This window comes from Thermococcus sp. SY098 (genome assembly GCF_035621495.1).
Lineage (GTDB): Archaea > Methanobacteriota_B > Thermococci > Thermococcales > Thermococcaceae > Thermococcus_B.
The window spans coordinates 759,161-773,854 of record NZ_CP141821.1 but is presented as its reverse complement, the minus strand read 5'-3'; the positions used below and the strand labels follow the sequence as shown (position 1 = coordinate 773,854).

The 14,694-nt window shown below is 38.0% G+C and carries 14 protein-coding genes; all 14 read right to left on the bottom strand.

Features of this window, described 5'->3' with window-relative positions; genetic code table 11:
* Window positions 1-35: 35 nt before the first annotated feature.
* A complete protein-coding gene (locus VFC49_RS04235) occupies window positions 36-968 on the bottom strand; it encodes a helix-turn-helix transcriptional regulator (RefSeq protein WP_324736311.1) in 933 nt (310 codons plus the stop codon).
* Window positions 920-2,812 (bottom strand): phosphoadenosine phosphosulfate reductase family protein, encoded by a 1,893-nt coding sequence (locus VFC49_RS04230; RefSeq protein ID WP_324736310.1) that lies wholly within the window; start codon window positions 2,810-2,812, stop codon window positions 920-922. The genes VFC49_RS04235 and VFC49_RS04230 overlap by 49 nt, the downstream gene beginning before the upstream one ends.
* Window positions 2,813-2,868: 56 nt before the next feature.
* Entirely contained in the window at window positions 2,869-4,806 is a 1,938-nt protein-coding gene (locus VFC49_RS04225; RefSeq protein WP_324736309.1) for a hypothetical protein, read from the bottom strand.
* Entirely contained in the window at window positions 4,803-6,512 is a 1,710-nt protein-coding gene (gene flaJ, locus VFC49_RS04220) for an archaellar assembly protein FlaJ (protein WP_324736308.1), read from the bottom strand. Before flaJ ends, VFC49_RS04225 begins: the two co-directional genes overlap by 4 nt.
* Window positions 6,513-6,521: 9 nt before the next feature.
* Window positions 6,522-8,147 (bottom strand): type II/IV secretion system ATPase subunit, encoded by a 1,626-nt coding sequence (locus VFC49_RS04215; protein ID WP_324736307.1) that lies wholly within the window; start codon window positions 8,145-8,147, stop codon window positions 6,522-6,524.
* A 1-nt stretch (window position 8,148) separates the two neighbouring features.
* A complete protein-coding gene (locus tag VFC49_RS04210; protein WP_324736306.1) occupies window positions 8,149-8,844 on the bottom strand; it encodes an ATPase domain-containing protein in 696 nt (231 codons plus the stop codon).
* Between the two features lie 5 nt (window positions 8,845-8,849).
* A complete protein-coding gene (locus VFC49_RS04205) occupies window positions 8,850-9,311 on the bottom strand; it encodes a flagellar protein G (protein WP_324736305.1) in 462 nt (153 codons plus the stop codon).
* Window positions 9,312-9,313: 2 nt separating this feature from the next.
* The gene (locus VFC49_RS04200) at window positions 9,314-9,829 is read right to left on the bottom strand and encodes a flagella (protein ID WP_324736304.1); all 516 of its coding nucleotides are present in this window, start codon (window positions 9,827-9,829) and stop codon (window positions 9,314-9,316) included.
* A 9-nt stretch (window positions 9,830-9,838) separates the two neighbouring features.
* Window positions 9,839-10,639 carry a FlaD/FlaE family flagellar protein gene (locus VFC49_RS04195; RefSeq protein ID WP_324736303.1) on the bottom strand — a complete coding sequence of 267 codons (801 nt, stop codon included), beginning with the start codon at window positions 10,637-10,639 and terminating at the stop codon, window positions 9,839-9,841.
* Window positions 10,640-11,131 carry a flagella accessory protein C gene (locus VFC49_RS04190; protein WP_324736302.1) on the bottom strand — a complete coding sequence of 164 codons (492 nt, stop codon included), beginning with the start codon at window positions 11,129-11,131 and terminating at the stop codon, window positions 10,640-10,642.
* Window positions 11,132-11,192: 61 nt separating this feature from the next.
* Window positions 11,193-11,852 (bottom strand): flagellin, encoded by a 660-nt coding sequence (locus tag VFC49_RS04185; RefSeq protein ID WP_324736301.1) that lies wholly within the window; start codon window positions 11,850-11,852, stop codon window positions 11,193-11,195.
* Between the two features lie 158 nt (window positions 11,853-12,010).
* Window positions 12,011-12,976 (bottom strand): class I SAM-dependent methyltransferase, encoded by a 966-nt coding sequence (locus VFC49_RS04180; protein ID WP_324736300.1) that lies wholly within the window; start codon window positions 12,974-12,976, stop codon window positions 12,011-12,013.
* A gap of 10 nt (window positions 12,977-12,986) precedes the next feature.
* Window positions 12,987-13,307 (bottom strand): helix-turn-helix domain-containing protein, encoded by a 321-nt coding sequence (locus VFC49_RS04175; protein ID WP_048159772.1) that lies wholly within the window; start codon window positions 13,305-13,307, stop codon window positions 12,987-12,989.
* A gap of 121 nt (window positions 13,308-13,428) precedes the next feature.
* A complete protein-coding gene (locus VFC49_RS04170; RefSeq protein ID WP_324736299.1) occupies window positions 13,429-14,658 on the bottom strand; it encodes an amidohydrolase in 1,230 nt (409 codons plus the stop codon).
* Window positions 14,659-14,694 lie beyond the last annotated feature (36 nt).

Sequence of the window (14,694 nt, the reverse complement as noted above, 5' to 3'; positions counted from 1 at the left end):
CAGTTTTATGGGCTAATTTTCATTCTTTATAAACCTTAGCTTTCTTTGAGTCTAACGAGGTAACTTCTGCCCTCTTTAACACGCTCGATTAGTCCTTTTTTCTCCATATCTTTTAGGAGAAGGCTGACTTTTGCCTTTGAAACACCAAGCTTTTTAACGAGTTCACTTTGCAAAACAGGCCCATTCTTTAAGAGTTCAATGACTTTTTCTTCATCGCTCCTAAGTACCTCCACTTTCTCTTTACCTTTCCTCTCCTTATATAGCATTCCCGCAAAGAACCCTCCTGCAAATGCAGATACAAATATCACCACAAGCCACAGAGGGGAAAATCCCTTGATTTCACCGGAAAATCCAACTATGAAATAGAACTCCTCCCCTGCCTTAATGTTCTCTCTTCTCCATTCCAAGACAAGTCTGTTTTCTGAGCTTTCTACCATGTCCGGAGATGGTATTATCGGGGAGAGAATTGCATATCCTTTTGGGATAAACAGTCTTACATAGAAAAGATTGACGGGCTGATTGAATCTTATATAATAAGCAAATTGCTTCTTATTTTGAACATTTTGCAGCATCCCAGAAGAATAAAAGCTTATTTTGATTGTAATACGATCCCCTTTTTTAACTGGTGGAAATTTTACATACACGGCATTTATCCCGCCGACTATTTTACTCACGCTTACATTCACAATCTTCATCTCTCCATTGATTTTAACTATTGCATCAGGGTTTTCTATGGGGTAGTCCGAGTAAAAGACATACCTGCTGAAGTTTGTATTTGCTGTTAAACTGATTTCAATCGTTTCCTTTATTGTGTTGTCATTAACTATATCAAAATAAATTGAGTAGCTTTCAATGTTGTAGTCATATTCCCCTTGGGAAGAAGCAAACGGAAGAAGGAAAATAACAACTAATATTATGATTAAAGCTGACTTCCTTCTCTTGGATTTTTGATTTTCAACAGGGGACATACCTCCATACACTCCCCACAGTGAATGCATCTCCCATAATCAACGACAATTTTTCTCGTCTTTGGATTTATGCTCAGTGCATTTTCTGGACACTTTCCGACACAAACTCCACAGCCAACACATTCATAGGCTCTCTTGACTAAATAGTATGCCTGAATGCCTTCTCTCCGTTCAGGAGCAAATATTCCCTCTTCTCTGAAAACTATTTCGCTGACCTTTATGTAATTTTCCCCTATTTCGACTTCACCAAGAATGGGGGCAACTTCTTTAATCCTTTCCAAGTTTATTGCTGTGTTTAGCTTTACTAAATACCCACTTTCGTGCTCTTCAATTGAATACTTCACAGGTTCCCAGACTCTCTTCTCCGGGAGATCAATTCCAAGCTGCTCTGCCAACATCTTCTGTCCTCTGCTAAGCTGCTTCCACCTCCAGAACCCATAGGTTACCCATTCTTTAGGAAGATTAAGACGCTTCCTCCATTTTTCGAGTTCTCCTTCCCATTTATCCCACAGCTCTGATTTCTCCTCTTTAAGAGTATAAATTTCAGCTAAAGATGAGCTCGGACATAGGAAGCATCCGATTCTGTCCAAACGGTGTTCATATAGTGGATTATATTTTAGCTTCCTTGAGAATATGTAAAGCCAGACTTCAAGGGCATTCCAGTGAAATATTGGAGATGCTCCTATCTCATTGGGCACCCAGGGATTTTTCCAAATTCTTGGTTGCTTGTATCTCTGAATGCTCTCATATTTTCTCTGTCCCACAAACATCAAAACACCCTGAGGGTAGTGTTTTTTGATTGTCAGCGTTATAGGACCGAGTTTTGTAACCTTACAGCACCAGCGATAGTCTCTTCCAGGCGGAGAAAAGACATTTATAGCATGCCAGAAAGCGTCTTTAGCATCGGCGACTATAAACTCAATATTTTTGTCCTTAAGCTCTTTTTTCATATCCTCAATGTACTGCAGAGTTTCAGGGAATTCTATCCCTGTATTGTTGAAGAAAATTGTAAATCCATCTCCAAATTCTTCAAGCATTAATCCAAGAACAGCCAGGCTATCTTTGCCCCCAGAAAATGCAACAGCCATTGGGAGCTTTATCTTCTCAGCAGTTTTTCTTATAAACTCTCTTGCTTCTCTAACCCTTTCTTCAAGTGCTGATTTGTTGGCTTTAATTACATCGTCAATAGTGGCATTTTTTCCCTCTCTGTACTTAATGTTTCTCTGGTGCCTCGTTTTAATGCCCGTTCCTCTCTCTTTTGGGTCTATAAGCTGCTCATAACCTTTCTTTGCTATCCCTGTGGCAATTACTTCTCCACTTTCACTTACAATTATGACGTCGTCCCCTATCTTAATTGAAGGATCTGCCTCAATTATGCCCACAGGCAGAACATTTGCACTTTCCTTTATTGGCTCCACAGCTCCTTTATCCACAATGACCCATTTTCTCATATTCTTTCCAAAGCGTTTCCAAAGTGCAATCGCTCCTTCAACCTTAAGCCCTGGCTTCCATTTAAGTTCTAGCGGGTCAAAGCGGAGCCATCCAAAAATGTAACCATCAAGTATTATCTCGTAGATATCATCCTCTCCCGGAGTTTTGTTGAGAAGAAGTACTTTTCCATCAATTATCTCGCCAATATCAACGCTATAGTGCTTTTTAAATTCCCTCCTGATGAACTCCAAATCTTTTTCAAAAGCGAATCTAATATCTGCTGGGGGAGTTAAATCTAATTTGAAAACTCCCTCTTTTCCATGAACGTCACACTTTTCGCTGATTAGAGGAACATTGCACTTCTCGCACCAGTGAATATAAGCTTTCCCTAAAAATACTGGACCTCTTCTCATCTTCTCACCTAAAGGAAAGAAAGGGGGAGGGTTTATAATACTTAGGTTGAGTTATACTACCTCTCCTTCCGTTCTTCCAATTTCGCTGCTATCCATGCCAGGGCTAAAATAAATATTACTCCACCTACGAAGAATCCTCCACCATACACAATTTTCCACTTCAGTGAAACAGCTTCCACGGTAACAGTGTTGTTTTGTTGGATAATCTTGGGAACCTCTACAACTCTTTCTATGACTTTTGGGGTACATGTGACATTTTGATTTAATAAAATATTTTCAGTGTGTTCCTTTACTAATGAGGTTACTGTTAATGTTGTAGATTTTTGGAATAACTTTCCAAAGCTCTTTACTAAAACTTCCACTTCGTACTGTCCCTCTTTTGTGGAGATTAAGAACATTTTATATGTCTTTGAGGTACCAGGTTTTAAGGTATCCCTTAAGTGAAGCCACTTTCCGTATATCGTAAAGTTCTCTGCGACAACACCGAATTCCTTTGGGAGCGCAACAGTCAAATCAAACGGGCTATCTACATTACCTAAATTTGCTATCGTAATATTAAGTGGAATAGGACTCCCGACTGTTCCGTTTAGAGTCTTTACATCAATACTGTAGTTTGGCTCTGCTTTTAGAATTTCTACCCTTTTTCTTTCTGAAGAAAATTCAACTTCTCCTAAACCATAGCATGAAAGCTCGTAAGGAGCATGTGCCAATACTCTGATGTTCCCTACTGTTAAATTTCCATAAGCTTGGGATTGTAGTACGAGGGTAAGCTCAATTTTCTCTCCTCTTTTGATTGTGGGAATGTATCTCGGATAGTCATTTACAATAGAGAATATTTTTGAGAGATTTGGAAGTATCTCGACATATCTAAGATCGCCTTTTCCAGTGTTTTCTAATATAACCTTAGTCTCAAAAGTGCTGTACTGGGTAATCTTGGCTGGAACTTCATAGGAAACATTAAGAAAGGCAACATCTTCAATTTTTGGTATCTTTTCATTATCTATAATAATTACGGTCTTGACCTTTTTTTCTCCATTTTCCTCCTTTGTTTCAATGAATCCTACTGAAATTCCGTCATATGAAAGCATGCGTGAAAACTTGTCAATTTTAACTAAACCGCTTTTGAGTGGCATCCCACAAGGATTTTTAATTGAAACATATGCTTGATCAGAGAATATTTTCTCTATTTTTACAATATAGGATCCAATTTTAGTTGTTTTTCCTTCACTTAGCCAGCTTTCAAAATAGGGAGTTAAGCTAATGTTAAGGTAGGCACCTTTAATTTCTACCTCCATCCTCAAATAGGTAGATCCAACTAAATCCTTTATTTCTATTCTAAGTCCTTCGGCATCAAGGACATCTCCAACTTCACTCCAGTAAGTTTTTTTATTAATTTTGAGCTCAACAATTTCCTTTAATGTGCCATCTTCTTTTGTGATATTATATGACACAAAAGTTATGCTCCATTCACCTATTTTCTTTGGATACCCTCTAGATATATACCCATCAAAAATTGTCGGAGCTAATATCAAAGAAAGCTTTAGGTCTTCGAAATTTATTTCCCCTCCCTTGTATGTGAATTCTTTTGTAATATTTTTATAACTCAGCTCCAACTGTGCTTGCTTTTTTGTCACAGACTTCAAATATATTTTGTAATCTCCAAAGCGCATGGTTTCTCCCTCAAGTAGGTACGGGAAGTTGAGCTTCAGTTTTGCATATCCTTTCTCATTTAGTAGCACATATTCGGAGCTGAGATTATATTCCTCCCAATGGATATAGTTACTAAGTGGAAGGATTTCTATGTTGGAGTCTTTGTCATCCTTAAATACGACAAAAATTGAACCATCTGCCCCAGATATATCTTTAAGCATTATCTGTGTGCTTCCAATCATTATTGTCGTTGGTATTTGTACCCATCCATAGAATACAGAGTCTGCTATTGTTTGTGGAAGGGAAATAAGAAAGATTACAACAGCAAAAAAGACCTTTCTCACAGAATCACCCCCAAAAGTGGCCAGATTATCCCTGCAAATGTCATCATCTTTTTCATGGCAAGCTCTCCAATATACATGGAGAGAGCAGCAATCCATGTTAATATGACAAAATGATAAATTGAGATCCCTAAATGTCCACCATCTGCCAATTTTATTGAGAAGGAAGATAAAAAAGCATGAAGCAAGAGAATTGCAACTAAAATATAACTCGTTAGCCGTAAGCCGCTTGAAGATGGTACAAATATTATGCTTTGTAGAAACTCTCCGCTGACCTGTATATTTGAGAACAGGTAATTCATGTATACAGCAACTTGGAATGCTGCTGCAACTGAAAATGCAAAAGCTCCTGTAATCCCATAAATCACACCTTTGAAACTGGCTACATTTTGTTGTCTCTTCCTTCTGAGTCTAACAAGACGCTCAAAGTTTCTCGAAATTACCATACCCACGTAATCTGGTTCTGCTCCAAGTTTTATGCTCTTTTTAAATATCTCTGAGAATATGCTTATAAGCCAGCTCCCTGTATCTGAAACAAAATAATCCCATGCCCTTGAATCATTTATTCTCATAGCAACTCTGCGGTAAAGATTTCGTATGTCATGGGTTAATGTTCCAAAGTCATGAGAGCTGAGATACTTGAGAACGAGATGAAGAGAAGCACCACTTGCTGCCAATGACGAGCTTAAACTCCTTATAAATGCCGGGAAGTTTTCATCTTTTATAATTATGCTCTCCTCTTCATTTCCAATAACTTTACCAACATATGCCAGAGGGGTTAAGACTACTGCAATACTCATAAGAAGAGGCACGTCAAACCTTGGCTTTATTACAAGGATATATAAAATTGCCATTATTATCATTCCAGTAATTGATATTACAGCTGCTCTAATTATTTTTGACTTGCGAATAGGTATCATTGCAGTTTCCGACCATATTTTGTCTTCGGGCATTTTATGCTTTATAACTACCAAAACACCAATTTCAGTGGCCAAAATAAGTACAAACATAAAAATGCTAAGGCTCACAATATCTTGGCCTGTTATTATCGGACCAATTATGATAAATGTAACCATAAACACAACAGAAATTATAAGTGACGAGTATATTTCCTTAAATACATCTAAATCATAGAGGGCATTCTCATAGAATGTCTCATAATCATCCATAACAGTCTTCTGTTCTTGGAGCAGATAGTCTTTTAGTTCAACACCACTGTCCAATGAATATGCCAGCCTTTCAAGAAAATCAGAAAAAACTTTGCTTGGTGTTCTCTTTGCAAGAAATCTCAGTGCTTCGGGCATTCCACGATGAAGCTTGGCTATTAAGTAGTAAACTTTCTTCATATCCGTTGCAATGGGTTCTAAGATTTGCTCTGTAGATAAATTCCATATCAAATCACTTCTACTTACATCGCTTGTGGATAGAACTGCGAAATATGTAGCAAAATATGGTATCTTTGAGTTTATTTTAACTTTTTTACTGCTTGCTCTTGCGTAAGGGTACGAGACAGCATAAATCAAAGGCAATAACGGTATTGCATAGAGGGCTATGCTTACCATGCGGGGAATACTTACAAAGCGTGGAGCAATTGATATTATAATGAAGAGAACCACTGAAGTAGCTATGCTCGGCACTAATATTGCTTTTAGGTAACTTCTTATTGTCAAATCTGACTGGGTAAATATTCCAGCCTTCTTCCTTCCCACATTATCACCTCATAGCCTAAAGCTTAATCCCTCTATTCCCCTCTCATAGAAATTCTTAATCTCCCTGTAAACTGAGTAATAGTCCATTATGCCTAATTCTATCATCCTCTTGATTATTCTTGCCCTCAAGAACAGTTCGTTGTATATATCTTTGGGATCTTCATATCCTGCAACTTCTGCTATTTTCCTTTCGAGGATATATGAGTTGTTCATACCTCTGAAAATGTGCCTATCTGAAACAGAATCCCATTCGAACACATTTCTTGTAGCAACTCCTCCAAGTTCTTCGTAGTAACCTTCAATCTCAACAACACTGACAACCCTTCTCAGGAATTTCCCTCTAACATAAACAGCTTGTTGGAAAATGGCAATATTTAGGTTGTCTATAAAGGTGACAGGAACATTAATAGGCGAACCCGTAAAGCGCTGAATCATCTTTTTTATATCCCCTGCGTGGAATGTAGAGAGCACGGGATGTCCTGTCTGCATTGCTTGAAATGCTATTGCACCTTCCGCACCTCTAATCTCACCGACAATAATATAATTTGGTCTTGATCTTAAAGCTGCCTTTAGAAGATCAAATAGTGTAACCCTTGACTCTTCTGGGCCTCTTTCTCTTGTGGTTAGCCTCTGCCAAGTAGGATGTGGAACTACAACCTCTGGAGTGTCCTCTGCGGTATAAATTTTTGCATTAGGCTTGATAAAGGGAATGATAGAGTTCAGCGTTGTAGTTTTTCCACTTGCTGTTTCTCCACATACGAATATACTCATGCCATATTCAAGAGCAATCCATAAGTATGCCGCAATTTCTGCAGAGAATGTGTTCCAATTAACAAGCTGTACAACACTCAAGGGCGTTGCTGAGAACTTTCTTATAGTAGCACTGGGGCCTTTTATACTGACATCTGGGCTATATATGATGTTAATTCTTGATCCATCCGGAAGGGTACCATCGACTATAGGATTCTTATCACTTACAGGTCTTCCCATTCTTTCACTTAAGTTTTTGAAATAGTCAGCTAATCTTATGTTGTCCCCAAATGTGATGTTAGTAGGTAAGGACTCGAAAATTTTGTGAACTAAAGAAACGTAATTTGCGCCAATTATGTGAATATCCTCAATGTACGGATCCCGAATTAGGGGTTCTAAGGGTCCAATGCCAACAATGTCTCGTTTTAGGAGATATCTAAATTTCTCTGCTTCTTCTCTTGTGATATTTACAGTATTTCTTCTAAACAGTCCGCCTTTGCTTACTTTATTTAGTGCCTCATCAAATAGGGAATCAAGAAACATTTCGAATTCCTCTTTGTCCTCGGGTATTCTCTTTGTAGGTGCCATTTCTAAGATTTTATCCTTGATAAGCTCGTACTTTTCTTCCTCTTGGGGACTTGTTATGCGAGGTTCTATGACTATATACTTCCTTTCTGTTTTTGGATCACCGTATATATGGATAAAAATCGGATCTCCAACAGGATAGATTATGTTTGGATATTTTATTTCTTTCATGCTCCTACTAAGCTGGACATGAAACTCTGGGAATTTACCTGTTTGTTTGACAAAACTGTTTATATACCTCCTTAAATGGGGATTACGTGCCATTGCAATCTCTAAGCTGTCACTGAATTTCTCAGCCATTTTACACCACCGCAGCAATTTCTACAATAAATCCTACTCTTGGTTCTACTCTAAATGGGATAATCTTCTGGAATATCCCCATTGCATTGTTATATTTCACAATAGTCGCAGAATTCTTCAAGTCCCCTCCAAAAACTTTCACTTGCAGTCTAACTAATATGGTAGAGATTTCTTCCAAGATTCTTAAGATGTCCCCATCAATATCGTTGGGGTTGACTGTTAGCATTATTACTTTACCCAAGGAGCTTAATTTTTTAATATGGTCTGCCAATCTCCTCAACTCATCTTCATCGAGAGTGGCTGGTAGCAGGGAAGAAATTGAATCAATAATTACAACATCCCTATCCCAGATTCTTGATTCACTTAAAAATCTTGTTAAGAACTTCTCTCTTTTTGAAACTCCGACTAAAAGAGGATACACAGATACAAAAATCAAACGTCGTCTAATTAAGTCTGTAATAATACTGTAACCTAAGGATTCCATTTGATTTATAAATTCAGGTGTTGTATATTGACTCGAAATATAAGAAGCAGTATGATTATTCTTTAAAAATCCATAGAGAAGTCTTTGAGAGAAAATAGACTTGCCAGTACCTCTATCTCCCTCAATTAGCATTATACTTCCCGAGGGTATCCCTCCCCCTAATCTTCTATGTAGTTCGTCGTTTGGAATTTGAATCTTAAGGAGTGTCCCCATGCTTCTCACCCTATCCTGAATATTAGTGCTCTCTGCTTTCCATTCGAAAGAATGACAACAATTTTATGATATCCTGATGAGAGGAAAGTTGCAACATGAATCTCGCCAACATCATAGGGATAGAGCTGATTTGATGTGGGATTATTTAAGTTAACGAAGGTCAGATTTGAAGAAGGTATCATATTTCCATCAATAAAGACAATAATGGAGTTAGATTCAAATGTGAATGGCACTTTTCCAATATTCTTGATATAAAAGATATAAGCTCCAGTATTATCAGTGGGGATGTTCTCGGGATCATTTATAATCTCAAAATTCAGTCTCAGACTATATGCCAAGTCTTTTCCTCTAACCGTTATTCCATCAGAAATATCCTGTGTTACAACGTATAATCCTCCAGCAACCATCCCTGCTACCAGCAGAGATGCTATGAAGAGTATAAGTTCTGATGCAACGTTACTTGCCATGTTTATCCCTCCATTGGACAATACCATGCACTATTAATTACCTCCACAGTTCCCGTGCCTGCAGTTTGATTCAACCATATCCATCGCCATTTGAATTTCAGATTGCATCCAGTTTCTGTAACCACAACTAAAGCATGGACATCTGTAGTTTTTGGAACGTTTAGTACTGTTAGGAGCAAAGAGTCTCCAGGTACAATATACTGTTTGTTCTCAATGTCAATGTTACTTGAGGTTAGTACTCCATCATATACAAAGTTCCAGCGAGGTGGAGAGAGTGTTGTGCCGCTATTTGTAATGTTAAATGTAACATCATAAACAGACACATTAAGCTGGGTAGTATAATCATAAAGCGATACATAAAGCTGTGAGGATTTAGTCATGATTATATCATTGGCATGATCTTCAATTGCATCGAGTACATTACTATAAGTATTGTCTATAGCTGTGTACATTATAGCAAAGGAAATTAGAGCTACTGTGAACATAAGTGCGAATGACGCTGAGACACTGAAACCCATTGGAATCCCCTATACGCCGTACACTTCCTCTAAGATTCTATTTATCACCTTCATTTCGCGTTCTATTGAGTCAAGAATTTCTCGAGTTATTCTAACGCCTCTAAGCCTTTCTATGAACAACAGTGAAATTAAGTGGTCTTGAATAGTTAACTTATCTTCGGGTCTCCAGTTAGGTTCCCTATGATGCGGTTTAGTCCCATTGGCATATCTTAGCAAGGTATTCAGGACGTTTTCGGATATCCAGCCGATTTCATAGTAGAACTCCAGTATATTTTCGAGATTCTGCATACCAACACGATCTATTAGGAATCCTAACCACTTTAGAGCCACCATTGTGGATGTCATGTCTTGAGGAATCCTTTCAAGCCGAGCCTTACCATTTGATGAAACAGCCAATACATCTTTAATTTCTTGAGGTATCTCAAAACTTTTCTCCATAACCTCTTCCTCCTTTTCAACTTTCTCAGAGTTTGTAATGTCGATTTCTTCATAATTAGAGAGGAGTTTTTCTTCAACAGCTATTTTCTCAAGAGTTGCTTGATCTTTACTCATGCTTTTTTTTCCTATTAGATAGCTTCGAATTTCCTCAATATGTTTGCCAATTTCTTCAACGCGTTTGTCAAGCTTGATAAGCCTCTCTACTTGTCCGGAATAGGTCTGGAGTATTCTCTCGATTATTTTGTCGACTTGCTCTGGAGTAAGAATATCCATTTTACTGAGTAACCTTTCTCTTAAATCCTCTATGAGTACATTGGGGATTTTTCCTCGGAGTTTTTTGAGTCTCTCCTCGATCTCTATCTCAGTAATCATTTATCTCCCCTCCGAAATTACTTCATATATAACTTCGTCGAGATCAATTCCATGTGTTGCCAACAACTTCAAATCTGATTTTAGTTGAACAATCTCGGTTCTTAGTCCCTCCAAGTGTCTTTTGAGTTCTTGGATTTCATTAAGTAGAGGATTATCTTTTTCTTGGTCTTTAAATGGATTGATTTCTTGAGACACCACTTCATAAAGCATCATCACATCTTTGATAGTCTTGTTCAACTTTTCAACTTCTTCTTGGACTTCTTGTATTTGAGATTTCAGGGTATCTATGCTGACTTTTATTCTTGGGATGTCATTTTCGATTTCATTTATTCTTGTCATAACTTGGTTCAGTAGTTCCTCTTCCTCTTTTTTCCTTTCTTCGTTAATCTCGTTCTCTTTGAGCTCATCTAACTTGATTATCTCTACATTACTATCTTTTCCATTCCCCTCCGTTTTTTTCTTGAATTTGTCTTTTAGATATGAGAATGACATTCTCTGTCCCTCCGGAAGGTTAATGAAAAAAGTAGTAAAAAGCCGAAAGAAACATTAAGCATCACTTGAGTTCAACAACTTTGTCATTAGTACTGAGCCCGTAGGCAGTTGGAGTAACAAATTTTGTAAATCCTGGGGCACCAAACTCAGGCCTAACTTCAATTGTGACTTCTGTCCTCGGACCAATGCCTCCAAGGGACTTGTAAGCGTCAATCGTGAGGATGACTATGTCTCCAGGGGTCAAAGTTGGGACATTGCCACTAAGGGAGTTGTCAGCATCCTGAACAATTATAATACCAAACTTGGTATAGTTGGTCTTTAGGTCACTCCATGGTTTGAGAGTAAAGTCAAACAGTTGTCCAGTTAAGGATGCTTTGGCATTTCCCTCGTAGGCATAAACCATCTGGTTGCTACCATCGCTGATGTAGATTTTGGTTTGGGTGAGATCAATGGGTTCACTTCCTGCATTGAGTGAAATCTGGATAGCAAGGTGACTTATAGTGTTAGAAGCATTTGCATATCCTGTAACACTGTCAATTTTCAACCCACTTGCTACTTCTTTTGTCGTTTGCCTTCCTGTTGCTTCAGCTCTCTGTTGTAGGTACCCACTTGTGTTAATCAAAACGGCTGCAGCAACTGCAGCTACTAGTACCATGGCTATAAATACAATCAAAGTGCCGATACCAACGGCACCTCTCCTCTTTTTTATGAGGTATCCCATCTTTTGGCACCTCCCTTGGAAAGTTTGCAATTTATAATATTATGTCTTGAATATAAATCAATTTTTTGTTTTTGCATAAGCATATAGCGATGTACCTACATATGTAGGTATTTACCAAAAAATTAAGTAAATAACAAGATTTAGAAAAATAAATAAAATTAGAGTTTTTCTACAACAAGAACAGATTTTCCAATTTCATGAAGCCTAAAATTATAGTTTGTTTGTTCGAGGGAATTTATTATCGCAGATTTGCTGGGAAATTTGGTAAACTCCTTTGTTAGTTTTTCAAAAAACTCCCATGCGGCAATCTGCGGGTAATTCTCTCTAAATGGCTCTATAATAATCAATTTCCCACCCTCATTTAACGCAGCCATGGCAGTATCTATGACTTTTAAAAGTGAAAGCGTGGGGAGGTACTCAAGAACAAAGCTCATTATGATTATGTCATATTTGCTGCGGGGGATCATTGTCCTAATGTCAAGTTCCCTGAGGATTACCCAATCGAGTCCTAATTCTTTTATTCTACTCTTTGCTATGCTTAACATGCCCGGAGAGAAGTCCACACCCACGTATTTTCCGTTAGGTCCTACTAATTTTCCAATCTCTACAGGAGAAACAGAACCACAGCCCAAATCCAGAACTGTCATTTCGTCTCTTAGCTTTCCTATGGATGCTATTAACTTTCTGTAAGTACTGTTGAATTCTAGGGAAAGCCGCATATCCCAGAAATCTGCATCTTTATCAAAGTCCATTAAAATCTTAGGATGCTCTGGGCTGATAAATGAGTATGTGGTCATTTTATACATTTCTTCGAATACTGATATCCAATCTGGTTGTATATAGCTGATGCTCTCCCTGCTGAATGTAATGGTGTAAGAAAAATCCCGCATTCTTATTTCATTTAGAGTTCTCTCTACTATTCCGATCTCAACATAGGTATCCAAGAGATCTTTTAGCAGAGGTTTATTCTTGATGGAGCTCATGTTTAGAATGTCAAGATAATGTTTCTTTGAAGTTAGTTTATTAAATATCCTGTATTCCATTCCCAATTTTAGTATGTTTAGCACAGCTACCTGAATCATCGCTGAGATGTTTTTATCAATTTTCTTGACAAGCGACTCCATTTTTTACACCTCACATAAATTTCCTATAATATGATTGATATGACTTCAGCATTTCAACAACTCTTTTCCCATATTCAGAAAGTCTGTAATATTTGAATCCATTTTCTTCAATTATTTCAACTAATCCTAAGCTAACAAGGGAACTATGTCCATTATACCTATTCCCCAACCCCACAAGAGCACCTTTTACGTTTGAAGGATCAGAACGAACAACTCTTGCGATTTCAGCAAGATACGTAAAAGAAGGGTATATGTTGTATAAATATAAGAGAATTCGCTTTCGGAGCTCACTTCTGTTAATAGAGCGGATTACAAAGGGATCTATAAACAACTATAATCCCCCCAAATAATAATGCCAAATACTTATAGTTTATCCAAAGAGCACCAGAATCTTTTGGAGAATATCCTATATAAGGTTTACTGCTTAATATATTAAACAAAAAACTATAATTTTAAAAAATGATTTGCTCTTTTGTAAAGTTTCCCAACTGGTAGATTAACTCTCCGTCCACAAAGACCATTTCAACATCACTTCCTTTGGCGGAGTACACCAGATGCGACAATATATTGGCCTTCGGTAGAAAATGCAGCTTATTTATATTTATAAGAACTAAATCTGCAAGATATCCTTTCTCTATCAGCCCCGCTTTAATTTTCAATGCTTTTGCTCCTCCAACTGTTGCCCAGTAAAATACGTCCTTTGCTGAGGCTTTGGTTGGATCACGGTTCCTGACTTTATTTAGTATCGCTGCAAACTTCATCTCCTGGATCATGTCAAGTGAATTATTTGAAGCCGCACAGTCGTTTCCAAGTGCAATGTTGCCTCCCTTTTCCCATAAATCAATTATTGGTGCGATACTTCCCTCAAGCTTTGCCAAACTGACTGCACAATGCACCAACGTTGCTCCACTTTTTGCATAAAGCCCAACTTCTTTTTCGCTCAGATAGACGCCATGAACGCCGATGAAGCTCTCATTTAAGACTCCAGCTTTCTTGAGGTATTCAACGGGCAAGATTCCTTCTCTCCTTTTGACTCTCAAAACTTCTTCCCTGCTCTGGGAAACGTGCATATGAATTAACGCCTTTTCGTTTTCAGAGAACTCTTTGATTTCTTTTAAAAGATCAAGAGAAACCGTGTCAGTTGCATGTGGGGCTAATACTGGTTTAACAAGTTTATCTCTGTCTTTCCATCTCTTAAAAAACCTAAATCCCTCTTCTGGCTCTGCAATTGGAAATTCAACTAAATCCATCATGGTCTGTCCAATGAACGCTCTAATGCCAAGCTTTTGAGCTGCTTTGGCTATTTCATCCGCAAAGAAGTAATGGTCGTTGATTACTGTTGAACCGTTGGCGATAGCCTCTGCAATTCCAATAAGTGCCCATTTATGGATTTCCTTTTTGCTCCACTCCTTTTCCATGGGCCAAATAACTTCATTCAGCCACTTATCCAGAGGCAAGTCATCCCCGATTCCCCTAAATTTTGTCATTGCTACGTGGGTATGGGCATTAATAAGCCCGGGAATTAAGAGATAGCCCTCTCCACCAAAAGTTTCATCAACATCATATTCTTTGAGCTTATCCTTCGGAATGACATCATAGATTTTATTACCCTCTATCAAAACTGCCATGTCCTCCCTTACTCCGTTAACATCCAGAATGTACTTTGCAAGTATTGCCTTCATCCTATCACCTCCAGCGGGGGAAATAGTTTCAGCTAA